Annotated in this window: 25 protein-coding genes; 22 read left to right on the top strand and 3 right to left on the bottom strand. The window is 51.5% G+C overall.

The window, feature by feature from the left end:
* Positions 1–12: 12 nt before the first annotated feature.
* The 3 genes from KAH19_RS00315 to KAH19_RS00305 all read right to left on the bottom strand — a co-directional run bounded on the left by KAH19_RS00315 (position 13) and on the right by KAH19_RS00305 (position 4,943).
* The gene (locus tag KAH19_RS00315) at positions 13–3,060 is read right to left on the bottom strand and encodes an efflux RND transporter permease subunit (RefSeq protein ID WP_210684655.1); all 3,048 of its coding nucleotides are present in this window, start codon (positions 3,058–3,060) and stop codon (positions 13–15) included.
* Positions 3,060–4,184: an efflux RND transporter periplasmic adaptor subunit gene (locus KAH19_RS00310; RefSeq protein WP_210684654.1), complete on the bottom strand. Its 1,125-nt coding sequence runs from the start codon at positions 4,182–4,184 to the stop codon at positions 3,060–3,062. Before KAH19_RS00310 ends, KAH19_RS00315 begins: the two co-directional genes overlap by 1 nt.
* A gap of 150 nt (positions 4,185–4,334) precedes the next feature.
* Positions 4,335–4,943 (bottom strand): TetR/AcrR family transcriptional regulator, encoded by a 609-nt coding sequence (locus tag KAH19_RS00305; RefSeq protein WP_210684653.1) that lies wholly within the window; start codon positions 4,941–4,943, stop codon positions 4,335–4,337.
* Between the two features lie 197 nt (positions 4,944–5,140).
* Between KAH19_RS00305 and KAH19_RS00300 the strand changes: the two genes are divergently transcribed.
* The 22 genes from KAH19_RS00300 to dtd all read left to right on the top strand — a co-directional run bounded on the left by KAH19_RS00300 (position 5,141) and on the right by dtd (position 26,047).
* Entirely contained in the window at positions 5,141–6,277 is a 1,137-nt protein-coding gene (locus tag KAH19_RS00300; RefSeq protein WP_210684652.1) for a DNA recombination protein RmuC, read from the top strand.
* Positions 6,264–6,479, top strand: a complete 216-nt coding sequence (locus KAH19_RS00295; RefSeq protein ID WP_210684651.1) for a hypothetical protein — start codon at positions 6,264–6,266, stop codon at positions 6,477–6,479. The genes KAH19_RS00300 and KAH19_RS00295 overlap by 14 nt, the downstream gene beginning before the upstream one ends.
* Positions 6,480–6,494: 15 nt before the next feature.
* Positions 6,495–6,998, top strand: a complete 504-nt coding sequence (locus KAH19_RS00290; RefSeq protein WP_210684650.1) for an NUDIX domain-containing protein — start codon at positions 6,495–6,497, stop codon at positions 6,996–6,998.
* Positions 6,999–7,104: 106 nt separating this feature from the next.
* Positions 7,105–7,845 (top strand): YebC/PmpR family DNA-binding transcriptional regulator, encoded by a 741-nt coding sequence (locus KAH19_RS00285; RefSeq protein WP_009146253.1) that lies wholly within the window; start codon positions 7,105–7,107, stop codon positions 7,843–7,845.
* Between the two features lie 98 nt (positions 7,846–7,943).
* Positions 7,944–8,438, top strand: coding sequence for a crossover junction endodeoxyribonuclease RuvC (gene ruvC / locus KAH19_RS00280; protein WP_210684649.1), 495 nt, complete (start codon positions 7,944–7,946; stop codon positions 8,436–8,438).
* The gene (gene ruvA, locus KAH19_RS00275) at positions 8,439–9,041 is read left to right on the top strand and encodes a Holliday junction branch migration protein RuvA (RefSeq protein ID WP_210684648.1); all 603 of its coding nucleotides are present in this window, start codon (positions 8,439–8,441) and stop codon (positions 9,039–9,041) included.
* A 75-nt stretch (positions 9,042–9,116) separates the two neighbouring features.
* A complete protein-coding gene (ruvB, locus tag KAH19_RS00270) occupies positions 9,117–10,124 on the top strand; it encodes a Holliday junction branch migration DNA helicase RuvB (RefSeq protein ID WP_210684647.1) in 1,008 nt (335 codons plus the stop codon).
* 26 nt (positions 10,125–10,150) lie between these two features.
* Positions 10,151–10,753, top strand: coding sequence for an epoxyqueuosine reductase QueH (locus KAH19_RS00265; protein ID WP_210684646.1), 603 nt, complete (start codon positions 10,151–10,153; stop codon positions 10,751–10,753).
* Between the two features lie 245 nt (positions 10,754–10,998).
* Positions 10,999–12,288 carry a SpoIID/LytB domain-containing protein gene (locus tag KAH19_RS00260; RefSeq protein ID WP_210684645.1) on the top strand — a complete coding sequence of 430 codons (1,290 nt, stop codon included), beginning with the start codon at positions 10,999–11,001 and terminating at the stop codon, positions 12,286–12,288.
* Between the two features lie 47 nt (positions 12,289–12,335).
* A complete protein-coding gene (gene queA / locus KAH19_RS00255) occupies positions 12,336–13,364 on the top strand; it encodes a tRNA preQ1(34) S-adenosylmethionine ribosyltransferase-isomerase QueA (RefSeq protein WP_210684644.1) in 1,029 nt (342 codons plus the stop codon).
* 58 nt (positions 13,365–13,422) lie between these two features.
* Positions 13,423–14,538: a tRNA guanosine(34) transglycosylase Tgt gene (gene tgt, locus KAH19_RS00250; protein WP_021721033.1), complete on the top strand. Its 1,116-nt coding sequence runs from the start codon at positions 13,423–13,425 to the stop codon at positions 14,536–14,538.
* Between the two features lie 159 nt (positions 14,539–14,697).
* Positions 14,698–14,970 carry a preprotein translocase subunit YajC gene (gene yajC, locus KAH19_RS00245; protein WP_148495370.1) on the top strand — a complete coding sequence of 91 codons (273 nt, stop codon included), beginning with the start codon at positions 14,698–14,700 and terminating at the stop codon, positions 14,968–14,970.
* Positions 14,970–15,554, top strand: a complete 585-nt coding sequence (locus tag KAH19_RS00240) for a 5-formyltetrahydrofolate cyclo-ligase (RefSeq protein ID WP_210684643.1) — start codon at positions 14,970–14,972, stop codon at positions 15,552–15,554. Before yajC ends, KAH19_RS00240 begins: the two co-directional genes overlap by 1 nt.
* Before the next feature lie 44 nt (positions 15,555–15,598).
* Positions 15,599–16,837, top strand: a complete 1,239-nt coding sequence (gene secD / locus KAH19_RS00235) for a protein translocase subunit SecD (protein ID WP_009146263.1) — start codon at positions 15,599–15,601, stop codon at positions 16,835–16,837.
* On the top strand, positions 16,837–17,721 hold the full coding sequence (secF, locus tag KAH19_RS00230) for a protein translocase subunit SecF (RefSeq protein ID WP_210684642.1): 885 nt from the start codon (positions 16,837–16,839) through the stop codon (positions 17,719–17,721). Before secD ends, secF begins: the two co-directional genes overlap by 1 nt.
* A gap of 145 nt (positions 17,722–17,866) precedes the next feature.
* Complete coding sequence (locus tag KAH19_RS00225; protein WP_210684641.1) at positions 17,867–18,643, top strand: YdcF family protein; 777 nt, start codon at positions 17,867–17,869, stop codon at positions 18,641–18,643.
* 106 nt (positions 18,644–18,749) lie between these two features.
* Positions 18,750–19,685, top strand: a complete 936-nt coding sequence (locus tag KAH19_RS00220) for an ABC transporter substrate-binding protein (RefSeq protein ID WP_210684640.1) — start codon at positions 18,750–18,752, stop codon at positions 19,683–19,685.
* Between the two features lie 18 nt (positions 19,686–19,703).
* Positions 19,704–20,435 carry a hypothetical protein gene (locus tag KAH19_RS00215; protein WP_210684639.1) on the top strand — a complete coding sequence of 244 codons (732 nt, stop codon included), beginning with the start codon at positions 19,704–19,706 and terminating at the stop codon, positions 20,433–20,435.
* 156 nt (positions 20,436–20,591) lie between these two features.
* Positions 20,592–20,972 (top strand): lipopolysaccharide assembly LapA domain-containing protein, encoded by a 381-nt coding sequence (locus KAH19_RS00210; RefSeq protein WP_210684638.1) that lies wholly within the window; start codon positions 20,592–20,594, stop codon positions 20,970–20,972.
* Positions 20,972–23,326, top strand: a complete 2,355-nt coding sequence (gene recJ / locus KAH19_RS00205) for a single-stranded-DNA-specific exonuclease RecJ (RefSeq protein ID WP_210684637.1) — start codon at positions 20,972–20,974, stop codon at positions 23,324–23,326. The genes KAH19_RS00210 and recJ overlap by 1 nt, the downstream gene beginning before the upstream one ends.
* Positions 23,327–23,351: 25 nt before the next feature.
* Positions 23,352–25,601: a bifunctional (p)ppGpp synthetase/guanosine-3',5'-bis(diphosphate) 3'-pyrophosphohydrolase gene (locus KAH19_RS00200; protein ID WP_210684636.1), complete on the top strand. Its 2,250-nt coding sequence runs from the start codon at positions 23,352–23,354 to the stop codon at positions 25,599–25,601.
* On the top strand, positions 25,598–26,047 hold the full coding sequence (gene dtd / locus KAH19_RS00195; protein ID WP_210684635.1) for a D-aminoacyl-tRNA deacylase: 450 nt from the start codon (positions 25,598–25,600) through the stop codon (positions 26,045–26,047). Before KAH19_RS00200 ends, dtd begins: the two co-directional genes overlap by 4 nt.
* Positions 26,048–26,051 lie beyond the last annotated feature (4 nt).

Here is a 26,051-nt window from a genome sequence, read left to right as displayed (position 1 = left end):
CCTATTTCAGTTCTATTCTGCTTTAACCTTAAACACAATCGCGTACAGTACCGGCAGCACCACCAGCGTCAGCAGCGTTGCACCGGTCAGGCCGCAGGCAATAGCCACAGCCATCGCATTCCAGAACTGGCTGGCGAACATCGGAATCAATCCCAGTACCGTAGTGAAGGCCGCCAGCATAATCGGACGGAAACGCACAATCGCCGATTCCGTAATCGCCTTGGCAGGCTCCATTCCGGCATCAAGATGCTGCTGAATCTGGTCAACCAGCACCATACTGTTACGGATAATCGTACCGGTGAGTGCCAGGATGCCTAGCTCCGCCATAAAGCCCAACGCGGAATTGAACAGCAGCAGGCCGAAGATAACGCCGATTATACCCATCGGCGCCGTCAGCATAATAACCAGCAGCTTGCGGATATCCTGCATCTGCAGCATAATCAGAACGACAATCAGCAGCAGCATCAGCGGTATAGGCTTCATCAGATAATTCAATGTATCGTTGCTGTCCTCCAGCGAACCGCCGACCTCAATGCTCATGCCAGCAGGCAGCTCCTTGCGCAACGGCTCCAGCTCCTTATACACCTGCTTGGTAACATCGTTGCCGGTAACGCCGTCAACAATACCGCCGTTGACGGTAATCGTAGGACGCAGGTTGCGGCGCCAGATGATATTGTCCTCGCTGGTGTAGTCAAGATGCGCAATTTGTGACAGCGGCACAGCGCCCTTGCTCGTAGGAATGGAAATAGTTTCCAGCTGCGAAATATCTGCACGCTGGTCAGGCTGTAGGCGGAAAACGATACCAATCTGCTGGTCGCCCTCCAGATAGGTTGCCACGGTATAACCGGATACCTGGGCCTGCAGAGCGTTGGCCACAGTCTGACGTGTGAGCCCCATTTGCAGCAGCTTGTCATTGTCGACCTTCAGCTTAACGGCGTTGGTCTGCTCCAACCAGTCAAGACGTGTCATGTTGACATAGGGATTAGCGGCCATAACCTTGCGCACCTTCTGCGCATATTCCTTAACCTGCGCATCGCTGTTGCCGCTGACGCGGATCATAACAGGATAGGGAGCAGGCGGACCGAGCGGAATCGAGCGGGAGTAGACGATAGCCTCCGGCAAATGCTCGGCGGCAAGCTCGCTGATGCGCTTCTCCAGCTTCTTGCGGTCCTCAACGCTTTTGGCTACAACAACGAGCTGTGCATAGTTATCGCGTGGCTGTACCGGGTCGATTACCAGCACAAAGCGCGGTGCGCTTTCGCCTACGTATGTGGAAACATGGTCTAATTCTTTATCGTCTTTAATCAGATTCGTCAGCTTGCGTGCTGCGGCATCTGTAGTTTTAATCGAACTGCCCTCAGGCATATTAAGCTCTACTAAAAGCTCCGGACGTACGGAGGCGGGGAAGAATTCCTGGCTGACGAAGCGCAGCATGAACATGGACAGGCCCAGCATCGCCAGAGTAATGCCGATAACTGTGATGCGGTGTCCCAAGGCCCAGTGCAGCAGCTTGCGGAAGGCGCGGTAGAAGCTGTTGTCATAAGATTCCTGCTTGATAACGGTAGGACGTATCCATTCATAGCCTAATACCGGTGCCAGTGTTGCGGAAACAAGCCAGGACAGCATCAGTGTTACGGTCATAACCGGGAAAAGGCTGTAGGCAAATTCTGAAGCGCTGGCCTTGGAAAAGGCAATTGGCATAAAGCCGAGGCAGGTAATGGTGGTGCCTGTCAGCAGCGGCCAGGCGCAGGTTTTGAAGGCGTAGGAGGCTGCTTCCTTGCGCGGCATGCCTTCGGACATTTTTACCTCCATCAGCTCAACAACGACGATGGCGTCATCGACCAGCATACCCAGGGAAACAACCAGTGCGCCCAGGGATACCTTATGCAAATCAATGCCCAAAGCGAACATGGCGCAGAAGGAGCCTAGCAAAATCAGCGGGATGCAGCAGGAAATTACGTAACCGCTGCGGCGTCCGAGTGTCATCAGGCTGACTACCAGCACGATGATAATTGCCTCGTAAAGGCTTTCGGAGAATTCGCTGATGGATTTCTTTACTACCTCAGGCTGGTTGGCAACCTGATTAAGCTCCAGTCCGAGCGGCAGCTCCTTTTGGATGCGGGCGATTTCCTTGGCCAGATTTTCACCGAGCTTGATGTTATCGCCGCCGTCCTCCATAGAAAGTGCGATGCCGACAGCGGGCTTGCCGTTATAGTACATCATTGTTTCCGGCGGGTCTGCATAACCGCGGGTGATGGTTGCGATATCGCCCAGGCGGAAGACACGGCCGTTGGCATTGATGGGAATGGCAGCAATATTTTCCACGCTGTCGGGGCTGCCGGTAATGCGCAGGTAGGAGTTGGCTGTGTCGGCCTCAATCATACCGCTGGCATTAATCGAGGTCTGTGCCTTGATGGTGCTGGCGATGCTGTTGATATCCAGTCCCAGCTGTGCCAGCTTGGCGGTTTGCATCTGCACGAAGATTTTCTCCGGCTGCACGCCTACCAGCTCAACCTTTTTGACATCAGGCACGCTGAAGAAGTCGAGCTTGATTTTTTCGGCGTATTTACGCATATCCTCATAGGTGAAGCCGTCACCGGTAATTGCGTAGATATTGCCGTAAACGTCATCAAAGCGGTCGTTATAAAACGGACCTACGGTACCCGAAGGCAAATCCTTCTTGCCGTCATTGACGATGTTGCGCAGCTCCAGCCAGCGTTGGCGTACCGTGTTGCCGGTAACCTCATCCTTGAGCGCTACCGTAATAACGCAGACACCGGGACGCGAATAGCTGGTGATTTTCTTAACCTGCGGCAGACTTTGGATCTGCTTTTCCAACGTATTGGTCAGATGCATCTCAACATCCTTGGCGCTGGCACCGGGCCAGGCTGCGGATATTACCATCTGCTTGACAGCAAAGCTGGGGTCCTCGCTGCGGCCGAGCGATTTAAAGGAAAACATACCCATAATCAGCACCAGCACAGCGAAGAAGTAAACTAACTGGCGATGGTTAATAGCCCATTCTGCCCAGTTGGCATGATGTTTTTCGTTTTTTGACATCAGATATCACCGCCTTTGGTCAGACGCACCTGTTGGTTATCGACAAGCTTGCTGAGGCCGGCGGTTATCAGAATATCACCCTTGTTTAAGCCGCCTGCCAGACGCACGTTGTTGCCTACGTAGCCGGCAACCTTAACGTCCTGCAGCACTGCGCGGTTGTTGCGTACCAGCCAGACCTGTGTCTTGCCGTTCACCTGATACAGCGCGGTAGCGGGGATAACCAGCTCATCCGCTGCTGCCGCAGCATCCTTAAAGCTTACCTTGGCGGTCATGCCGAGCTTCGCTTCTGCAGGCAGCTGCGGCACCGCAACGCGCACCTTATAGGTACGTGTAATGCTGTCGGCAATAGGCGATATTTCGCGGACAGTGCCTTTAGCCGTAACATCGGGAAGTGCCCAGAAGCTGATTTCCGCCTGCTGGCCGACGCTCAGCTTGACGTTTTCCGGCACGTTAATCTGGATTTCACGCTCACCGCTGCGCACGATGGTGACCATCGGCGTACCGGCTGCCGTTACCTGGCCTGCTTCGCCGGTGATGGCTGCCACAACGCCGTCGGCATCACTCGTCAGCTGCGTGTAGCTCAGCTGGTTGCCGCTGGCGTTGGCGTTGGCCTGTGCCTGGCGTAGGGTAGCATTGGCTGCCTCCAGCTGGGTGTTGTATTGGTCGCGCGTTGCTTCGCTCACAGCACCGCCGGCATACAGCTTGTTAAAGCGTGCCGCATTGTCAGCCGCCAGCTTTTGGTTGGCAACGGCGGATGCCAGCTGTGCATTGGCTGCTTCTACGCTCTGGTTTACGTCCTTCGGGTCGATGGTCATCAGAATCTGGCCGGCATGTACCCGGTCGCCTACGTTGACAAGACGGGAAGCGATTCTGCCGGCAGTCTGGAAAGCCAGCTGGCTTTCGTAGCGTCCGCGCACCTCACCGGGATAAACGGCGGAGGAATCGACGATGCTTTCGCCGATCGTCATAGTCCTGACGATGGGGATGTAGTTTGCCTCCTGCGGCTTATGCGTAATACTGCTGTAAAGCTGCCAGCCTGCGGCTGCCAGTACGACAACGGCAGCACCGGCAACAAGTTTCTTTTTATCAGGAAGTTTGGGAAGTTTTTCCATAATAGACTGCATAATTTAACAGCTCCCTTGCAGAAAAGTTTTATTGTTGTAAAATTTTTAATCGTTCAATTAAATTATAGGTTCTAATGTAGAGAGCGTCAAGCAACAAAGTTGTAAACAAAAATAAAGCTGCTTTGAAGCAGCTTTATCAGAGAAGTCTATTTATTTTTTGCTAAGTGATGCAAGGTAGGTGTTGAGCGCCTGCAGCAGGTAATCAAGCTCTGCGCCGTTTTTGAAATTGCCCAGCTCGCAGATGTGGCTGTGCATCAAAAAGAAGAACATGATAATACCTTCCAGCGTGAAAGCAACGTGGGTTGCTTTGATATCCGCAACGATTTCGCCGCAGACAATCGCTTCCTCAACCAGCTCGGTCATGAACTGATGGATGCGGTACAGCTTGCTGCGCACATAATTTTCAAACATGGGCTGCGGAGTCAGCAGCTCGCGGTAAATCAGATGAATGTTGTAAGGGTTCTGCTGCTGCATTTCGGCAATGCCGTCTACATAGGTACGCAGCTTGGTAAGCGGTGAACCTTGCTGCTGACGGATTTTGTCCTGCAGCTTCAGAAATTTTTCGGCCTCGGTATATAAAACCTCCTGATATAAATTCTTCTTGCCGCCGAAATAATAGGAAATCAACGCGCTGTTGACACCGCTGGCAACAGAAATCTGCTTGATGGACACGGCAGCGAAGCTGTCCATGGCAAACAGCTTGGTTGCGGCCTCAAGAATTTTATCAGCAGAATTGAGATTAGGACTTTCATCTATCATATAACGTAATACCTCGTTGGAATAAATAATCTATGAATATATTATACACGATTTGGGCGCAGATGTAAGCTGATTTTGTTAAAAAAGTGATATTATGAAAATATCTTGTTAAATATGAAAATTTTGTTCGTTAATATGTTGGCTGTGTACTGGTTTTCTGCTATAATAAAAAAATAACGGAGGTCAGTATAGAAAAAATGAGTACATTGGCTATAGCTTTGATGATTGTCATAGCTCTGCTTTTGGCAGGTGTGATAATATTATTGATACAGGGACGCCCCAAGGCGGACATGACGGCGCAGCGGCTGGAGCTTTTGGAGCGCAGGCTTGCGGAAAGCATGTACGACCTGCGTGGCGAGCAGAGCACACTGGCGCGGGCGGCACGCTTGGAAAACCAGGCGGCGAGCGACAGGCTGAGCGAACAGATTGATAAGCGTGTGGCGCGTCTGGCGGATATGACGGACCAGAACCTGGAGCGCATCCGCATGACTGTGGACGAGCGCCTTAATCAATCGCTGGAGCAGAAGTTCGCGCAGGTCAACAAATGCCTGGGCGAGGTGCATCAGTCCTTGGGACAGATGCAGAGCCTTTCCTGCGGCGTGGATGAGCTGCGGCGCGTTCTTTCAAACGTCAAAGTGCGCGGTACCTGGGGCGAAATGCAGCTTGGCAATATCCTCAAGGATATTCTTGACCGTGCAAGATATGTAGAAAATGCGGAGGTGCGTCCGCACAGCGGCCTGCGCGTGGAATATGCCTTGCGCTTGCCGGGGCAGCGGGAGCAGGAGGTGCTGCTGCCGATTGACGCCAAGTTTCCGCTGGAGGATTACCAGAGGTTGCAGCAGGCACGTGAGGCCGGTGATACGCAGGCGGCGGATGCGGCGGCGAAGCAGCTGGAGCGACGCTTAAAGAGCGAAGCGAAGGATATCTGCGAAAAATATATCTGCCCACCGTATTCAACGGATTTTGCCGTGATGTATCTGCCGAGCGAGGGCCTGTTTGCGGAGGCTTTGGCCTTGCCGGGACTGGCCGAAGAACTGCAGCTGAAGTTCAGAGTGTGCGTGGCAGGGCCGACGACGCTGGCAGCGCTGGTGAACAGCCTGCAGCTGGGCTTCCGCACGTTGGCGGTGCAGCAGCGTACTACCGAGGTGTGGCAGCTGCTGAACAAGGTTAAGCAGGAGCTTGCCGGCTTGGAAACAGCCCTTGATAAAACAGCCAAAAAGCTGGAGGAGGGGCAGAACGCCCTGCATACCACCAAGCGCTATACAGCACGTTTGCAGAAACAGCTGGATGCTGTGCAACTGTTAGATGAGGAAAAGCATCATGACAAAGAATAACGAGCCTCATCCCTATAAAAAGCCGCCGCTGTGGGTACAGATATTATTGTGGGCCTACGGCTTTATGTGGCTGAATATGGTTTTTGTTACGGGCTTAAACAGCCTGTATCTCGGTTATATAGATTATGACAGCGGCAGCATTGCCTTCGCCATGACCTGTGGCTTTTGGCTGATTTTCAAATATTTGCCGCGCTTGCTTTAAGAGGGGGATTTTATCATGGAGCAATGGGATATTTATGACAGTGAACGCCGTCTTACCGGACGGACGATGAAGAAAAACGACTGGATACTGCAGGACGGGGAGTACCATCTGACGGTGCTGGGCGTTGTGCGTAACACCGACGGACGCTTTCTGATTACCAGACGCGTGCTGACGAAGGCATGGGCTGCCGGCTGGTGGGAGGTTCCGGGCGGTGCTGTGCAGGCGGGCGAAAGCTCACGCGAGGCTGTGAACCGCGAGGTGTGGGAGGAAACAGGTCTGGATGTTTCTGCCTGCGCAGGCGGACCGGCGCTCACCTATCACCGCGAAAATCCTGGCGAGGGTGACAATTATTTCGTCGACTGCTATCTTTTTACGCTGCCCTTTGCACCGGAGCAGGTAAAAATCCGTACCGAAGAGGCGCTGGAATACAAGCTGGCGACCTTGGAGGAAATTCAGGAGCTGGCACAACAGGGAATCTTTTTGCATTATGACAGTATTAAGGATGTTTTTGCAAAATAAAGCTATCTGCCGGCGTTTGCTGTTGAAAAAACACAGCCGGCGTGGTAAAATATTATGGTAAATGCTTAAATAAATATGGCAAAGAGAAAGTTTGGAGGAATTTACAATGTCAGGACATTCTAAATGGGCGAACATTAAACATAAAAAAGGCAAGGCTGACGCTCTGCGCGGCAAAATCACTACTAAAATCAGCCGTGAAATTACTATTGCCGTTCGTATGGGCGGTGCAGATCCTACCGGTAACATGAAGCTGAAGCTGGCTCTGTCCAAAGCTAAAGCTAACAATATCCCTAAAGACAACATTCAACGTGCAATCCAAAAGGGTGCAGGTGCTTTGGAAGGCCAAAGCTTCGAAGAGATTACCTATGAAGGCTACGGTCCTGCAGGCGTTGCTATGATGGTTAGCTGCCTGACCGATAACCGTAACCGTACCGCTGCCGATGTACGTCACGTATTCTCTAAGCACGGCGGCAACCTGGGTGCCAGCGGCTGCGTAAGCTACATGTTCAAACAAAAAGGTATCTTCGCAGTTAGCGCCGAAACCGGTGTTAGCGAAGACGATCTGATGATGATCGCTCTGGATGCAGGTGCTGAGGATATCAAGAGCAGCGAAGACGGCTTCGAAATCATTACCGATCCGGCTGCTTATGACGATGTAGAAAAGGCTTTGGCTGATAACAATATTGAAGTTGCAATGTCCGAAATCACCATGGTTCCCGATACTATGGCTGAGCTGTCCGGTGAGGACGCTGAAAAGGTTCAGAAGATGCTGGACGCATTGGATGATTGCGATGATGTACAAGACGTTTACACCAACGCTGACTTGCCGGAAGACGACGAGGAATAATATTATTATTACGAAGTAACTGCAATGTGCGCGAAGCATAGTTGCAGAAAGGAAAGCAGGCAGTTGATGTCTGCTTTCTGTTTTTTGAGAGGTTTTTTATGCTGGTTTTAGGAATTGACCCCGGTACCGCCATCTGCGGTTATGGCTTGGTAGATATGACAGGCAACCGTCTGCGCCCGGTTTTTTACGGCTCGGTGCTGACGGATAAGGATATGCTGCCGGAGCTGAGGCTGAAGAAGATTTACGATGATATTTCGGATATTATCGAGCACTTCAAGCCGGATCTGATGAGTATCGAAAAGCTGTTTTTTAACCGTAACGTTACTACCGCGATTCCTGTCGGCCAGGCGCGCGGCGTTGTGCTTTTGGCTGCGGCCAACAAGGGACTGCCGGTGATGGAGTTTACGCCGATGCAGATTAAGCTGTCGGTAGTAGGCACAGGCAGTGCGACGAAGGAGCAGGTTATTTACATGGTGATGCATCTGCTCAATATCCGCGAAAAAATTAAACCGGATGATACGGCCGATGCGCTGGCAGCGGCAATCTGCGGCATCAATACTGCGTCTACGCGCAGATGGCAGGAGGGCAGATAAATGATAGGTTCATTGAAGGGCACTGTTGACAGCCTGGGCATAGATAATTGCATAATCGAAACGGCAGGCGGTGTAGGCTACCGTGTTTTCATGCCGGCGGCACAGCTGGCCCAACTGACGCAGGGTGCCTCTGTACGCCTGCACATCCACACGGCAGTACGCGAGGATGCCATTGTTCTTTACGGCTTTTTGAGCCAAGAATATTATGACCTCTTTGAGCTGCTGCTGACTATCAGCGGCGTAGGTCCCAAGATGGCCTTGGGAATTTTATCCGCAGTTAAGCCTGATGCCTTTTATCTGGCGGTGCAGAGCCGTGATATCAAGGTGCTCACTAAGCTGCCCGGTATCGGAAAAAAGACGGCGGAGCGTCTGCTGCTGGAGTTGAAGGACAAGGTCGGACCTGTGGCTGCCGAAAGCGGCGACAGCTTCGGCGAGGCAGTAGCTGCCGGTGGCAGCGGCGCCGTAGCGGAGGCAATCGAAGCACTTGCTTCCCTGGGCTACAGCAACAGCGAGATTATGCCCGTAATCAAGAAAATCGAAGGCGCAGAGAGCAAGACGAGCGAGGAAATTCTGAAGCAGGCCTTAAGGCTGATGATGAAGTAATTTCCCGCAGATAAATCGTCTGGCGGTATTTGAGCCTGCAGCAGTAGGCTGCACAAGGCTTACTAGGAGGAACTTATGGAATTTGATGATAGAATTATTGCCGGGGCGGAACAGGAAGCAGATGGCTGGCAGTACAGCCTGCGTCCGCGTCTGTTAAATGAATATATAGGTCAGACGCAGGTCAAGGATAATCTGTCTATTTTCATTAAGGCTGCCGCTGCCCGCCACGAAGCGCTGGACCATGTGCTGCTGTTCGGGCCTCCGGGTCTGGGCAAAACTACGCTGGCCAACATTATTGCCAATGAGCTTAATGTCAACATCCGCGTTACCAGCGGACCGGCGATTGAACGTCAGGGGGATTTGGCAGCAATCTTAACCAACCTTGGCGACAATGATGTACTTTTTATTGACGAAATCCACCGCTTGTCCAAGACTGTAGAGGAAATCCTGTATTCCGCTATGGAGGATTTTGCGTTAGATATTATTATCGGCAAAGGTCCTGCGGCGCGTAGTGTGCGTCTGGACCTGCCGCATTTTACGCTTATCGGCGCTACCACGCGTCTGGGCGCTATAGCAGCGCCTTTGCGTGACCGCTTCGGCGTACAGTGCTGCCTGGAATTTTACAAGCCGGAGGAGCTGCAGTTTATCATTACACGTGCAGCGGAAATCCTTAATGTAAAAATCGACAAGGAAGGCGCTATGGAAATTGCCCGCCGCAGCAGAGGCACGCCGCGTATTGCGAATCGTCTGCTGAAGCGTGTGCGTGATTTTGCACAGGTGCTGGGCGTGGAGGTGATCAACCGTCAGCTGGCAGACGAAGCGCTGGCTAAGCTGGAGGTTGACCGCTACGGCTTCGACCGCAACGACCGCAAAATTTTGACGACCATTGTCAAAACCTTCGGCGGCGGTCCTGTCGGCATTGAAACGATTGCCGCAGCCGTGAGCGAGGAATCCTCAACCATTGAGGATGTAATCGAGCCGTATCTGATGCAGCAGGGAATGCTGAACCGCACCTCGCGCGGACGTATGGCGACACGCGAAACCTATAGATATCTGGGAATGCCGTTTCCCGAAAATCAGTAAAGCAGCTTAGCTGCTCAGGAGGAAAAATGAAATTATTATTACACGCCTGCTGCGGTCCCTGTGCCTGCTACCCTACGGAGCAGCTGACGGCGGCGGGAACAGATTTTGATATTTTGTTTTTTAATCCTAACATTCATCCGTACAAGGAGTTCAAGCACAGGCTGAGCACCCTGCGGGAGTTTTGTGAGAAAAAGCGCTACAATCTTATTATCGACAAAAGCTATCCGATAGAGGAATGCATCCGCGGTATGCTGGCAGAGCCTACTGTGCGCTGTGCCTTCTGCTATCGTATGCGTTTGCGCTACGCAGCACAGTTTGCCAAAGAAAACGGCTACGATGCCTTTTCTACCACGCTGCTCGTCAGCCCCTATCAGCGCCATGAGCTGATAAAAAAGGAGGCCGAGGCAGCAGCAGCGGAGTTCGGTATTCCGTTCTATTACGAGGACTTCCGCGTCGGCTATCAGCGCGGCGTGGACATCAGCCTGGAGCTGGGACTGTATCGCCAGCAGTACTGCGGCTGTGTCTTCAGCGAGCGTGACCGCTACGAAATCCGCAAAAAGCCCAAGGCGGAAGCAACGCAGGATAAGTTTGTGGTTGTAAGCAAAAATATTAAAATTGTGAACAGATAAAGGCTGACGGATAATTGGAGTTTATAGCGAAACGTAGAAAAGCCTCTCCTTGGGGAGAGGTGGCATCGCGTAGCGATGACGGAGAGGGGATTTCTATAAAGCTACGTTGCTTGTATTCCCCTCTCAGTCACCCTATCGGGTGACAGCTCCCCCCTAGGGGAGCCTCTCTTGCCATATGTCCTCAATGGGAGCCTTTCACTGTTCACTGCTCCTCTTCTTAAAATTAGCAAATCGAGGAAAAGTATATGCTTAGAAAATTACTGATACTTTCTGTACTGTTATTTACTTTTATATTTGCTTCTGCTGCGGCAGCCGCCGAGCAAATCTGCATAGGAATTGTTGTGGGGCAGGCAACGGCAGAGCTGAGCTGTGAGGATGAATTCACAGTGCGTGATTCGGCGGGCAAAACGACTACGATGCCCAAGGGAAAATATTTCATCCATGCGCAGCAGGGAAAGCTTTTCTTTGATGATAACAATGTATTTGGTAATGAAGCTGTTGTTGCTGCGGCGGCAGGCAAAAGCTCACCGCAAATCAATAAACGCAGTTATAAAGGGGATTTTCAACTGCAGGCCGAGCAGGGGGATAAGCTTTTGGTAGTCAACAGACTGCCGCTGGAGGATTATCTGGCGAGCGTGCTGCCGGCCAAAACGATGTCTGTATGGCCTGATGAGGTTATCAAGGCGCAGGCGGTTGCTGCCCGCAGCTATGCTTTATTTAAAATGCAGCACAGCGATAAGGCCTATGCTTTGCTTGCAACCGACAGGGAGCTACCTTATGGGGGCACCGGCAAGCGCATTGAAAAGGATGCTGTGACGAAGCTGATTCAGGCGACGAAAGGACAGTATCTTGCTGATGCTTACGGCAATGCGATTGAAGCTGTCACTACTTCAAGCAGCGGCGGCAGAACCGAAAGCGCGCTGAATCTGCGCGGTACTGCCGTAAGCTATCTGCAGTCGGTAGAGGATTACGACAGCGACAGCCCGGAATATACCTGGGAAAGCCGCATTGCTCCGGTGCTTCTGGAAAGCCTGGCAGCGCAGCGCGGTTATACTACCGGCAAGCTGACGAGCATACGCCTGTCACCGCTTGATGACGCAGGTGTTGACAGAACGCCCACGGGACGGGTAAAATATATTATCCTTTCGGGTGAGGCCGGTGCTGCCAAAATCAGCGGCAGTGAGCTGCAGGACCTGTTAGGCCTGAACAGCACCTTGTTTGATATCGAAACCGGTACGCCGGTGCCGGAAACGCTCAAAGTGCCTATCGAAGATCATTACGGTATGGAAATAGGCAGCAAGGATATAGGCATTAAGGTCAATGAGTCGAAAAAGCCCGTCTGGAAAAATTTAGTGCGCAGCTACCATTTATTGAGCGGCGGCAAGGAAGAAAAAATTATTTTCCGCGGCAAGGGCAAAGGCTCCGGCCTCGGTTTGAGTGCCTGGGGTGCGCGCGGCATGGCTAACGCCGATGCCAAGGCTACCTATAAAACGATTCTGGCACACTATTATCCCGGAACTCAGCTTGTCCGTTAGCAGGAAGCTATGTGTCCTGTAATATATAAGAAAAGAGAGAATTTTGCATGTTAGTAACTGATTTTGATTATGAGCTGCCACAGGAGCTGATTGCTCAGCATCCTATGGAGCCGCGCGACCATTCGCGTCTGCTGGTTGTTGACAAAAAGACCGGCGAAATTGAGCATAAGCATTTTTATGATCTGGTAAATTATCTTAAGCCCGGCGATGTGCTGGTGTTTAACGATACCCGCGTTATTCCGGCGCGCCTGCACGGCACGAAGGATACCGGCGCTCATGTTGAGGTATTTCTGCTGACACGCAGAGATGCAACTGACTGGGAGGTTCTGGTACGCCCCGGCAAAAAGCTGCAGGTTGGTGTCAAGATTAACTTCAGCGATGAATTGAGCTGTGAGGTTATCGAGCACACCGACTTCGGCGGACGCGTAGTACGCTTCAAGTATGACGGCATCTTCGAAGAAATCCTTGACCGTCTGGGTGAAACTCCTCTGCCGCCGTATATCACGGCACCGCTGGAGGACAAGGAGCGTTATCAGACTGTTTATAACCGTGAGCGCGGCAGTGCTGCCGCTCCGACTGCAGGCCTGCACTTTACCAAAGAGCTGCTGCAGAAAATCAAGGAAATCGGCTGTGAAGAGGTTTTTGTAACGCTGCATGTAGGCCTTGGTACCTTCCGCCCCGTAAGCGAGGCGAAGATTGAGGACCACAAGATGCATAAGGAGTTCTACACCGTATCGCAGGAGGCAGCGGATGCAGTAAACAAGGCGAAGGCCGAAGGCCGCCGTATTATTGCGGTTGGCACCACGGCAGTACGCACTCTGGAGGCTGCGGGCGCTGACGGTCAGCTGCACGCAGGCAGCAGCTGGACGAATATCTTCATCTACCCCGGTTACAAATTCCGTCTGGTAGATGACCTCGTAACCAACTTCCATCTGCCGCAGAGCACGCTGCTGATGCTGGTAAGCACTCTGTCTACCCGTGAGATTATGCTGCAGACCTACAAGAAGGCGGTTGAAGAAAAATACCGCTTCTTCTCCTTTGGCGATGCCATGTTTATTACAGACCTCAATAAATAAGATTTTTTGCCTTCGCCGCAAAGCCGAAGGCGCTGATAAATATTTTTAGGAGTTGCATATGACTAAACACGCAGTAACCTACGAACTAATTAAAGAATGTCCGCGCAGCGGTGCGCGTCTTGGCCGCTTGCATACGCCGCATGGTACCTTTGAAACTCCGATGTTTATGCCTGTAGGCACACAGGCAACGGTAAAAACCCTGGCACCGGAAGAGCTGTACGATATGGGCAGCCAGGTTATTTTGTCGAATACATATCATCTGTTTTTGCGTCCTGGTCACGAGCTGGTGCGCAAGGCAGGCGGTCTGCACAAGTTTATGAATTATAAACGCGGTATGCTTACCGACAGCGGCGGCTTCCAGGTATTCAGCCTGGGCGCTATGCGCAAAATCACCGAAGAAGGCGTAATGTTCCGTTCGCATATCGACGGCAGCAAGCAGTTCCTCTCCCCGGAGGTTTCTACTCAGGTGCAGGAGGCACTGGGCGCTGATATCGCGATGGCCTTTGATGAATGCATTCCGTATCCCGCCGATTTTGATTATGCCAAGCGTTCTACCGAGCGTACCACACGCTGGGCCAAGCGCTGTCTGGAAACGCATACGCGTGAGGACCAGTCCATGTTCGGTATCGTGCAGGGCGGTATGTACCCCGAGCTGCGCCGCATGAGCGTGCAGCAGCTGACGGAGCTTGATTTCGCCGGCTATGGTATCGGCGGTCTGTCCGTAGGCGAGCCTAAGCCGATGATGTACGATATCCTTTCGCAGACCACCGAGCTGATGCCGAAGGATAAGGCCCGTTATCTGATGGGCGTAGGCACTGCCGACTGCATTGTAGAGGCAGTAAACCTTGGCGTTGATATGTTTGACTGCGTATTCCCGACACGTGTTGCCAGAAACGGCACCGCTATGACGCACACCGGCCGTCTGGTAGTACGCAACGCAACCTATGCTGAGGACTTCCGTCCGATTGAAGAAGGCTGTGACTGCTATGCCTGCCGTAACTTCAGCCGTGCTTATATCCGCCATCTGTTCAAGGCAGAGGAGATTTTCGGCCTGAGATTGCTGTCTATTCACAATCTGCATTTCCTGCTGCATTTTGCCAAGGAAATCCGTGAGGCTATCGCTAATGACTGCTTCCCTGAATTCCGCGAAAGATTCTTAGAAAATTATCGTTGATAACAAGGATTTTTCCGATTTACAGAGAATATATAAAAGTGGTATAAATAAACCAAACTATTGCATACTAAAATGTTTGCAAGAGGAACCTGCAAATATGTCCGAATTTGCGGGAAGTGATAAAATGTGGAGGTGTTCAATATGCAAGGTGGAGATACAATGGCTTTGCTCAATTCTCTCTGGCCCTTCTTTTTAATGGGCGGCATATTCTATTTCATGCTCTGGAAACCCCAGAAAAAAGAGCAGCAGAAAAGACAGGATTTGTTAAACAGCCTGAAGGAAGGCGACGAAATCATTACTATCGGTGGTATCTATGGTAAGATTACCGCTATTTCCGAAAAACGCGTTAAGGTAGAGGTTGCCGAAGGCGTAGTAATCGAAATGGCGCGCAATGCTGTCAGCGGTTTCCAAAACCCCGCTAAAAATTCCTGATGGTGATTGCAGAAGAAAAAGTTGAGCTGCGCAAGTATTTTAAAAGGCTGCGGTCGCAACTGACCGCAGAGCAGGCTGCCTCCGGCAGTCTGCTGACTGCCCGTCAGATACTGGCCTGTGATGCATATCGCAAAGCGAACTGCATCATGGGCTATTTGGCTTTCGGAAATGAGCTGTCTGTAGACCTGGTTTTGCAGCAGGCCTTGGCCGACGGCAAGACTGTTGCTGTGCCGCTGGTGCAATCTGCTACGGAGATGGCTCCGGTGCAGCTGGAAAACATGCTGGACTTTGAGCTTGACCGTTACGGCATCCGCAGCGTCCGCCAGCCGGCGAAGCTGCTGCAGCCGCAGCAGCTGGACCTTGTACTGGTGCCCGGAGTGGCCTTCGGCCGCGACGGCAGCAGACTGGGGATGGGCGCAGGCTATTATGACCGTTTTCTGCCGCAGGCGGAAAACGCATTGCTCATGGGCATCGCTTACGATGCTTTTATTCAGCCGAATCTGCCGCGGGATGAATTTGACGTGCTTGTACAGCTTTTAGCAAGTGAAAGCGGGATTACCACTCTCAGTCCGCTTAGCTTATAAATTAAATCCAGTTAATCCAAAAAAATCTTAAGGAGGAAGTTATTTTGCGTTGGAATGAATTCGGGAAATTTCTGATTGTCGCTTTGGCGATTATCGGCGGTTTCTGCGTATACATCTCGCCTCTGGCTAATTCCATTAAACAGGGCTTGGATCTGCAAGGTGGTACTCATGTAGTTTTACAGGCTGTGGATACGCCGGAACTTAAGGTTGACGATGACGCTGTCAACCGCAGTGTAAAGGTTATTGAGCGTCGTGTAAATGAGTTGGGCCTGACCGAGCCTGTTATTCAGCGTCAGGGCAAGGACCGTATTATTGTTGAGCTGCCGGGCGTAAAGGATCCTGAAAAAGCTATTGCTATGCTGGGCCGTACCGCTATGCTGCAGTTCAAGGATGAAAGCGGCAAGGTTGTTCTCACAGGCAGTGACCTGAAGGACGCCAAAGCACAGGTTTCCCAAGGCAATCAGGCTGTAGTAGGCCTGGAATTTAATGATGAGGGCGGCAAAAAATTTGCTGACCTTACTGCCCGCAATGTAGGCAAAAAAATCGCTATCGAGCTTGACGGCCAGGTACTGACCGCTCCTGTAGTACAGGAAGCTATCACCGGCGGTCATGCACAGATTTCCGGCTCCCGTAACGTTGAGGAAGCCGAGCATCTGGCAATCCTGCTGCGCAGCGGCAGTCTGCCGGTTAAAATCGAAGTTATGGAAAACCGTACCGTTGGTCCTACCCTCGGTCAGGATTCCAAGGACAAGAGCGTTAAAGCCTTCAGCATCGGTATTATCGGCGTATTTGTATTTATGTTGCTGTTCTACCGTCTGGCAGGTGTAGTTGCGGACATTGCTCTGCTGCTGTACGTAATGCTGCTGCTGCTGGTAATGCGTTATCTGGGTGCAACACTGACACTGCCCGGTATCGCAGGTATTATCCTGTCTGTCGGCATGGCGGTTGACGCCAACGTACTGATTTTCGAACGCTTCAAGGAAGAGGTTAAGCGCGGCAAAACTCTGCGCAGTGCGATGGATTCCGGCTTTGGCCGTGCTATCGTAACCATCCTTGACTCCAACCTTACTACTATCATGGCTGCAGCCGTACTGTTCTACCTGGGCACCGGTCCTATCAAGGGCTTTGCTGTTACCCTGGCACTTGGTACCTTGCTGAGTATGTTTACTGCAGTAACCGTTACCAAATTCCTGCTGCGCTTCCTGATTTACAGTAACATCACCAAGAGTCCCTTCCTGTTTGGTGCAAGAGCACCGAAAGCAAAAGAGGAGGTGGCTAAATAATGAAGTTATCTATTGTTAAGCGTTATAAACTTTTCTTCGCTATTACCATCACCTTCCTGATTATCGGTATCGGTTCCATGCTCTTCAAGGGCTTCAACCTGGGCATTGACTTTACCGGCGGCAGTATCATGGATTTGGAATTCAAAAATCCTGTTACCGTTTCTCAGGTACGTGAGGTGCTTAAAGAAAAGGATCTGGGCAATGCTATTATCCAGCTGGAAAGCAGCGACAGCAATGCCAAGAGCTCTAAGGGCGTGCTGATTCGTACCGGCGTTATCAGCGACGAGCAGCGTCAGCAGGTAATGACCGACCTGAAGAGCAAGGTTGGCGACTTTGCTATCCAACGTGTTGAAAACGTTGGTGCTACCGTCGGCGGCGAGCTGATTCAACAGGCTGTTATGGCGATTGTGCTTTCCTGGTTCCTGATGATTGCCTATATCACCATCCGCTTTGAATTCCGCTTTGCTCTGGCAGCTATTATCGCTCTGATTATCGACGTAATGGTAACCCTGAGCTATTTCTCCCTGTTCCATATGGAACTGGATTCCTCCTTCGTTGCAGCTTTGCTGACGGTTGTAGGTTATTCTGTCAACGGTACCATCGTTATCTTTGACCGTATCCGTGAAAACCTGAAAATCCATCGCCGCAGCGAAAGCATGACGGAAATGGTAGACAACAGTATCTGGCAGACCATGGGACGCAGTATCTATACTGTAGGTACCTCTCTGTTTGCTGTTGTAGCTATCTTCATCTGGGGCGGTGAAACTATCCGCAACTTCTCCTTTGCTATGCTGGTAGGCTTCTCCAGTGGTGCTTATACCTCCACCTTCCTCGCAGGTCCGTTATGGATGATGCTGCGTAAGCTGAAACCCGGCAGAGATTAAAATTAAAACTTATAGCCTGTGTGCATTCGGAAAAATGAATGCCGCAGGCTATTTTTCTTGTTTTTGACGGCTGAAAAAGCTACAATAATAGGTAATATCGCAAGAGAAGCTTTTGCTTTTATCGGTGCTGTTAAGGAGAACTGGAATGATTTATATTTTGAAATTTGTTGCAGCCTTTTTGCTGCCTCCGGGTTTGTTTGTGCTGCTGGGAATCATACTGAGTGTATATTTGTGGCGGCAGCGGCAAAACTTCGGACGTTTGCCTTTCGGCTTAAGCGCTTTTTTGACGCTGCTGTTATATTTCAGCTCTACCTTATTGGGAGCTAAGCTGTTGGGACAGCCGTTGGAGAACCGTTACAGCCAGCAGCAGCCTGACGCTGCGCAGGTTATAGTTGTCCTTGGCGGCGGCAGCATCGGTTCCGCACCTGACGGCACTGAGCGCGGCGGCCTGATGTCGGCCGGAGCGGCGCGCCTGCTGACGGCAGCACGTCTGGCAAAGCAGCATTCGCTGCCGGTGCTCATCAGCGGCGGGCTGGTATTCAGCGACGGCGTGAGCGAGGCGCTTGTCGCCGAGCGTATTCTGCTGCAGCTGGGGCTGCCGCAGGAGCAGATTATCGTTGAAACGCAGGCCAGAACAACGAAGGAAAATGCTGCTTATACTGCTGCGCTCTGCCATGAGCGTGGCTACCAAAACGTGCTGCTGTTGACAAGTGCGCTGCATATGCCTCGCAGTATGCAGTTTTTTGAGCATTATTTAGGTGAGCAGGGCGTTAAGGTTGCCGCCTATCCCTGTGATTACACTCTCAATCCGCAGGGCAAGTTTAATCCGCGCTGGCTGGTACCGCAGCTGCAGGCATTTGATGTTACCTGTATGGCTTTGCACGAATATGTGGGGATGGCAGGAGCCTTTTTGCAGCGCTAATTGGCAGCGGCAAGCTGACTTCGACCGGCTAATTTGCATAATTTCCGCCTTTTTTGTATAATAAATAACAGATAGAAATAAATATTATTTTTGGGTGGGTTATATTATGAAAAAAATTCTGTTCTTAGTTTGCCTGCTGCTTTGTCTGCTGCTTGCCGGCTGCGGACCGCAGGAGAAAAATACCGCAGACAACGGTAAGGTTTTGTACACTGTGACGGATGCAACGGGCACCAAGCTGAGCTTCAGCGAAAAGCCGCAGCGCATTGTGAGCCTGAACGTATCTGCCGACGAAATTTTGCTGGATATGGTTGACAGTAAGCGCTTGGCAGCCTTGTCGCTGCTGGCCGATGATCCCGGTATCTGCAGTGCTGGTGACAAGGTCAAATCCGTCAAGGGCAGAGCGCAGGGCAGTAATTTGGAAAGCGTGCTGGCCATGCAGCCAGATCTTGTTATTATCCCGGATTATACCGTGGAGCCGATTCAGGGACTGCGCAGCGCGGGACTCAAGGTTTATGTGTGCCATACGCCGAATAATGTGCAGGATATCTTTAAGTTTATCAAGGAAATCGGCTCTGCTGTAGGCGAAGAAGCCAAGGGCGAGGAGATGGCCAAAAACATGGAAGCGCAGATGGAGACTGTGCGCAAGCAGGCGCTGCAGGCTGCAGGCGATAAGCCGCTTAATGTGCTGGCGCTGTCCTTTACCGGACCGCTGGGCATGAGAGGCACCTTCAGCGGCCTGTGCTATTATGCAGGCGTACATAACGCGCTCGATGGCATGGATATTCCGTATCAGGGCAACCTGTCGGAGGAAAAAATGCTGGAGCTTAATCCGGAGCTGATTATTACTCCGAGCTGGGATTACAGTAAAAAAGGCGACCCGGAGCAATTCCGTCAGCGCATTTTACAAAATCCGGCCTATAAAAGCATTAAGGCTGTAAAGAACGGCCGCGTACAAAGCCTGCATGACAATTATTTATACAGTACTTCGCAATATACTGTTAAGGCTGTGCAGGAGCTGGCACATGCCGCTTATGGAATTTAGTTAGGAGATGCACTGGCAATGAGATTGCTCAAAACAATTGGTCTGACACTTTTATTGGCAGCAGGAATGCAGCTGTGCGCTGCTGCCGAGAAGCAGGAAGCGTTTTATACGGGTGAAAAAATCAAGGGCTATGATAAGGGAAGTTTTGTGGTTCTGGAAGAGGATGATATTAACTTCCGCAGTGCCGCCGAGGACGGCAATGTTTTGAAGGTGCTGCCGCATCATTCGCTGCTGCGTGTTATCCGTCAAAGCGGTGATTGGCTGGAGGCCGAATCGGACGGTGTGGACGGCTTTATCTACGCACCCTATACCGTTGCCGGCAGCAGAGATGAGCTGACGCAGGAGGATTTTGCTCTTGGCTATGCCGCACTCGGACAGAAGTTTGATGAGCAGGAGGCCGAGGAGCGCCTTGGTGCCGTAAAGCAGGAGAAAATAGATAAAAAGCGTAAGCAGATAAACTATACATTTGAGGGCGCCGTAATCAGTGTTGCCCGCAAAAAACAGGCTGTGGAGGCAATCCGCGTAGTCGATCCCAAGTATATTACGATGCGCGGCGTAAGCATTGGTGACAGCGCCGGCAGAGCTGTAGGGCAGTACGGTTTGCCTGATGCGGTTGTTTATGCTGCCGATAATACCACCTACGAATATTTTTGGCAGGACGACAAGGAGCAGCCGCTGCGTTTTGCGCTGGAGGTTGACAAGCAAAGCCGTGTGACAGCCTTTATCTTAGAAAAGCTGAAGGAAAAATAACAGTCTGCCGTCAGTCTTGGCGGACTAAGTACAACTAAGCCTTAAATGAGCATGTATACACTAAAAATCCTGCTTCATAAGCAGGATTTTTTTATATGCTGGCAGAATTATAACAGTTATAATATATTAAAATTTATACTAAAGGAGTTGAGCTGAATGCCTTTTTTAATCTTAGTTATAATTATTTGTATGATAGTAGCATTGTTTGCCGTGCAGAATGCGGTAGCAGTATCCCTGAACTTTGTTTTCTGGAGCTTCAGCGCCTCACTGGTGCTGGTAATTCTCGGTGCGTTTTTAATGGGCGTGCTGGTTGCCACCTGCTTTTTGCTGACGATGAAGGCCAAGCATTATCTGAAGGATAAAAAAATGCGTGAGGAAATGCAGCAGCTGCAGGCAGAAAACAAACGCCTGCAGGAGCGCGTTGCTATGCTGCAGCACACCCAGCTGCTGCATAACGAAGCGGCACAGGCCGAGGCTGCAAAAAAGGCAGAGCCGGCTGCAGCAGATAAAACTGCTGCTGAGAGCGGTAGCCGCTAATGATGCACAAGGAACGCATTTGGGATATAAAAGAATATAACAGTCAGAAGGCGGACTATTTGGCGGAGGAGCTGAATATTTCGCCGATGGTCACCGGTATTTTATTGGAGCGCGGTCTGCAGGATGCAGCTTCGATGCGTGACTTTCTCTACGGCAGCGCAACGCCATTTCATGATCCGTTTCTGCTGAAGGATATGCAGCGCTCGGTTGAGCGTATAGAGCGTGCTCTGGCGGCGGGCGAGCAGATTACTGTTTACGGCGACTATGATGTGGACGGAATCAGTGCTTCCTCCTTGCTGTACCTGTATCTGAAGCAGCGCGGCGGCAAGGTTGCCACCTACATCCCGCAGCGCAAAAGCGAAGGCTACGGCCTGAATGACGAAGCGTTGAAAAATATTGCGGAAAAGGGTACAACGCTGGTGATTACCGTGGACTGCGGCATCAGCGGCCTGCACGAGGTAGCCAATGCACCGAAATCTCTGGATATTATTATTACGGACCATCATACGGTGCCGGAGGTTCTGCCTCCTGCTTACGCAATCATCAACGCCAAGCAGCGCGACTGCGGCTATCCGTTTAACCATTTGAGCGGTGTGGGCATTGCCTTCAAGCTGTGCCAGGCGCTGGAGCAGCGTGAGCCGGGCAAGTTGCCGGAGTGGCAAGGGCTGACGGAGCTGGCGGCGCTGGGAACGGTAGCGGATATTGTGCCGCTCATCGGCGAAAACCGCGAGCTGGTGCGCCGTGGCCTGAAGGCTATGGAAACAACGAAGCTGGTGGGACTGCGTGCTTTGATTAAGGCCAGCGGCTGTCCGGAAACGGGCATTGCTTCCGATAACATCGGCTTTGGTCTGGCGCCGCGCCTGAACGCCGTGGGCAGGCTGGAGCATGCGCAGCTGGCGGTGGAGCTTTTGGTAACCGACGACAGCGTTAAGGCGGAGCAGATTGCCGCCGAGCTTAACCGTGAAAACACACTGCGTCAGGAAATCAGCCGTCAGATTATGGAAGAGGCGGAAGCACAGCTGGCGCAGGAAAAGCATATAGATACGGCAATCGTGCTTGCTTCCGAAGGCTGGCACCAGGGCGTTATCGGTATCGTAGCTTCGCGCCTGGTAGACAAGTACCACCTGCCGACGATTCTGATGAGCCTGAACAATGGAGTTGCCAAGGGCAGCTGCCGCAGTATTCCGGCGCTTAATCTTTATGAAGCAATAGATGCCGAGCGTGATTTGCTGACGCAGTACGGCGGTCACCATCAGGCAGCGGGCCTCACGCTGCCGGCAGAGCTGTTGCCGGAATTCAAGCGCCGCTTCCGTGAATACGTTGCGCAAAAGCTGCGTCCGGAGGATTATCTGCCGCATCAGGCGATTGACTGTGTTTTGAGCGGCAGCAGTGAAATCAGCATCAGGGATTTGGAGCAGCTGGCGCTCTTAGAGCCCTGCGGCTGTGAAAACCAGGCACCTGTATTTGCTTTCCGTCAGGCGCTGCTGCATAATCAGCGCGCTATGGGCAAGGAGCGCAATCATTTGCAGTTTGTGCTGGATAAGGGTTATAATTCTTATCGCGGACTGATGTGGAACAATGCGGATTTACTGCCGTATATGTTTGAAAATATGGTGGCTGATGTTGCCTTTCAGCCGAAAATAAATGTCTGGAATAATGAAACGAGCGTGCAGCTGCAGGCCGTAAGCATTCATCAGCAGGTGACGCTGGGGGATATGCGTCAGGCTGCCGATGATAAATGGCGTCTGCTGCTGGGCCTGGCCAAGGTGCATAACAAGGTGCTTGCTTATACAGAAGATAAGCAGTCGCTGCCCGCCGAGGTGCTGCAGACTGCGGGGGATTATCTGGAGCTGGCTTCCTATGAGGAGGCTGCCGGGCTGAGCGAGGAAAGATTGCAGCAGGCCGAAGAAATAGTGCTGCTGGATTTGCCTGCGTATCCGCTGGCGGATATTATGCGCAGACTGCGCCGGCAGGGAGCAAAACATGTGACGCTGCTCTTTAATCAGCCGGATTTGCAGGAGCAGCTGCAGCGCTTGGCTTTGACGCATCCGGACAGGGATGCGATGATGCAGGCCTATAAGCTGGTGATGAATGCACTCAAAATGCGGGCAACCGTGAGCATTGATGAGCTTTTGTCTGCTCATGCGGAACAAATAAGTGAACAAGCTGTAAAAATTATGGAAGAGCTTGGCTTTATCCGCTATAATAATGGTATAATAGAAAAAGCTGCTATTAAACGCTGCTCGCTGGAGGATGCACCCCTATATGTAACCCTGCAGCAGGAAAGAGAGCGTCTGGAGCACATTTATAAAGAAAATTACCGCCTGAGTCAGCACGAGTTGTTGCGCTGCTGATGAAGTGCAGATGGGAGTGGGGAGAATGCCCTCAACAAACGCAATAACTAATATTACTGATATAGATGAATTGTTTGCGCGTATAGAAGAATATCTTACGCCGGAGCAGGTAGCTTTTGTCCGTAAGGCCTATGAGCTGGCAGCCAAGGCGCACGCTACGCAGACACGTAAATCCGGTGAACCGTACATCATCCATCCGATTGGCGTTGTCAGCATCCTTGTGGGACTGCAGATGGACGACAAAACACTGGCTGCTGCCTTCCTGCATGATGTGGTAGAGGATACGGATTACAAGCTGGAATATATCAAAGAGCAGTTCGGCACCGTGGTAGCAAATCTGGTAGACGGTGTTACCAAGCTGGGCAAAATCGAATATATTTCCAAGGAAGACCGCCAGATTGAAAACTACCGCAAAATGTTTTTGGCGATGGCGCGCGATATCCGCGTTGTACTGATTAAGCTGGCCGACCGTCTGCACAATATGCGCACGATGAAGTATATGCCTGTGCATAAGCAGCAGTCTATTTCCCGGGAAACATTGGAGATTTATGCGCCGCTCGCACATCGTCTCGGTATCTATACCATTAAATGGGAGCTGGAGGATCTGGCCTTCCGTTATATGGAGCCGGATATTTATTACGACCTGGTAGAGCAGGTAAAAATTAAACGCCGTGAGCGTGAGGATATGATTAACGAGGCTATGACAACGTTGAAGGACGCTGTCGAGAAGGCCGGTATCCGCTGCGAAATTCAGGGCAGACCGAAAAACTTTTACAGTATCCATAAGAAAATGCTGCGTGATCACAAGCAACTGAGCGAGATTTATGATCTGCTGGCGATTCGCGTGCTGGTAGACACCGTTAAGGACTGCTACGGCACGCTGGGTATCGTACACAGCATGTGGCGTCCTATTCCGGGCCGCTTCAAGGACTATGTAGCGGTGCCGAAATCCAATATGTATCAGTCCTTGCATACGACAGTGCTGTCCAATGGCGGCCAGCCGCTGGAAATCCAAATCCGCACCTTTGAGATGCACCGCATCAGCGAATACGGTATCGCTGCGCACTGGCGCTATAAGGAAAGCGGCGGCAGCAAGCCTGCTGCCGGCGGTGACAAGGGCTTTGATGCCAAGCTGAGCTGGCTGCGTCAGCTGCTGGAATGGCATAAGGATATGAATGATTCGCGTGACTTTGTCAACACGGTCAAGATGGATATCTTTGCCGATGAGGTCTTTGTCTTTACGCCGCGCGGAGATGTTATCGACCTGCCGGTTGGCAGTGTGCCGATTGACTTCGCTTACCGCATCCATACGGATGTAGGCAACCGCTGCGTAGGTGCCAAGGTCAACGGACGCATCGTACCGCTTGACTACCAGCTGAAGAATGGTGATATCGTAGAGGTTATCACCTCCAAGCAGTCCAACGGCCCGAGCCGTGACTGGATTAATGTTGTCGGCTCTTCCGATACACGCAACAAAATCAAAAGCTGGTTCAAGAAGGAGCGCCGTGAGGAAAATATCGTCAAGGGCCGTGAAATGCTGGAGCGTGAGGTTAAACGCCTCGGCTACGAGCCCAAGGTGCTGATGTCTCCGGAAAAGCTGAAGGAAGCAGGCAGCAAAATCCGCATTGATACAGATGAAAATCTGCTGGCAACACTGGGCTACGGCGGTGTTACATTGAACACTGTTATGTCCAAGCTGGTGGAAATCTATAAAAAAGAGCAGAAGCTGGAAACGACCAAGGATCTGGCGCAGGTACTGGCAGAGCTGAAGCCGCGCAAGTCCAAGGCTAAAGCCAGCCACGGCATTCTCGTTAAGGGCGAAGAAGGCATCATGGTTAAGCTGGCGCGCTGCTGCAACCCGATTCCCGGCGACCCGGTTATCGGTTATATTACACGCGGCAGCGGTATTTCCGTACACCGTGCGGACTGCCCCAATATCCTGACCAATAATCCTGAGGAGCAGCGTCGCTTAATTGAGGTTGCCTGGGATGTAGGTATTGATGATGTCTATAAGGTTAATATCGTGATTACGTCCATAGACAGAACCGGACTGATGAGTGATATTATGAATGTGACTAGCGAAACGAAGATTAATATTTTCTCGCTTGCATGTCATACAGATAAAAATAAAATTGCTACCATGCACATGGGACTTGATATCATGAGCTTGGAGCAGCTGGAATATTTTATGAACCGTATCCGCCGCATGAAGGGTGTTTATTCTGTTGAGCGCCTGATTTCTACGGCGAACGGTAGCGGAGGCAAGAAGAAATGAGAGCAGTTGTGCAGCGTGTAGACCGCGCAAGTGTTACTGTAGATGAAAAGATTACCGGCGAGGTACAGAAGGGCCTTATGGTGCTTCTGGGTGTTGCCGAGGGCGATACCGATAAGGATTTGGCCTATATTATCGACAAGGTGTGCGGTATGCGCATTTTTGAGGATGAGGCAGGCAAGATGAACCTGTCGGTGAAGGATGTCGGCGGTGCGATTCTGGCGGTTTCCCAGTTTACCCTGTGCGGTGACTGCCGCCACGGCAAGCGCCCCTCCTTTACGGCGGCAGCAGCGCCTGATGTGGCTAACGCCTACTATGAGCGCTTTGTCGACGGCTGCCGCAAAGCAGGATTACCGGTAGAAACAGGCATCTTCCGCGCGCATATGCTGGTAGAGCTGGTGAACAACGGTCCGGTAACTATTTTGCTGGACAGCACGAAGCTGTTATAATATA

Source organism: Phascolarctobacterium sp. Marseille-Q4147, assembly GCF_017968825.1.
GTDB lineage: Bacteria > Bacillota > Negativicutes > Acidaminococcales > Acidaminococcaceae > Phascolarctobacterium_A.
This window is presented reverse-complemented; position numbering and strand designations above follow the sequence as displayed.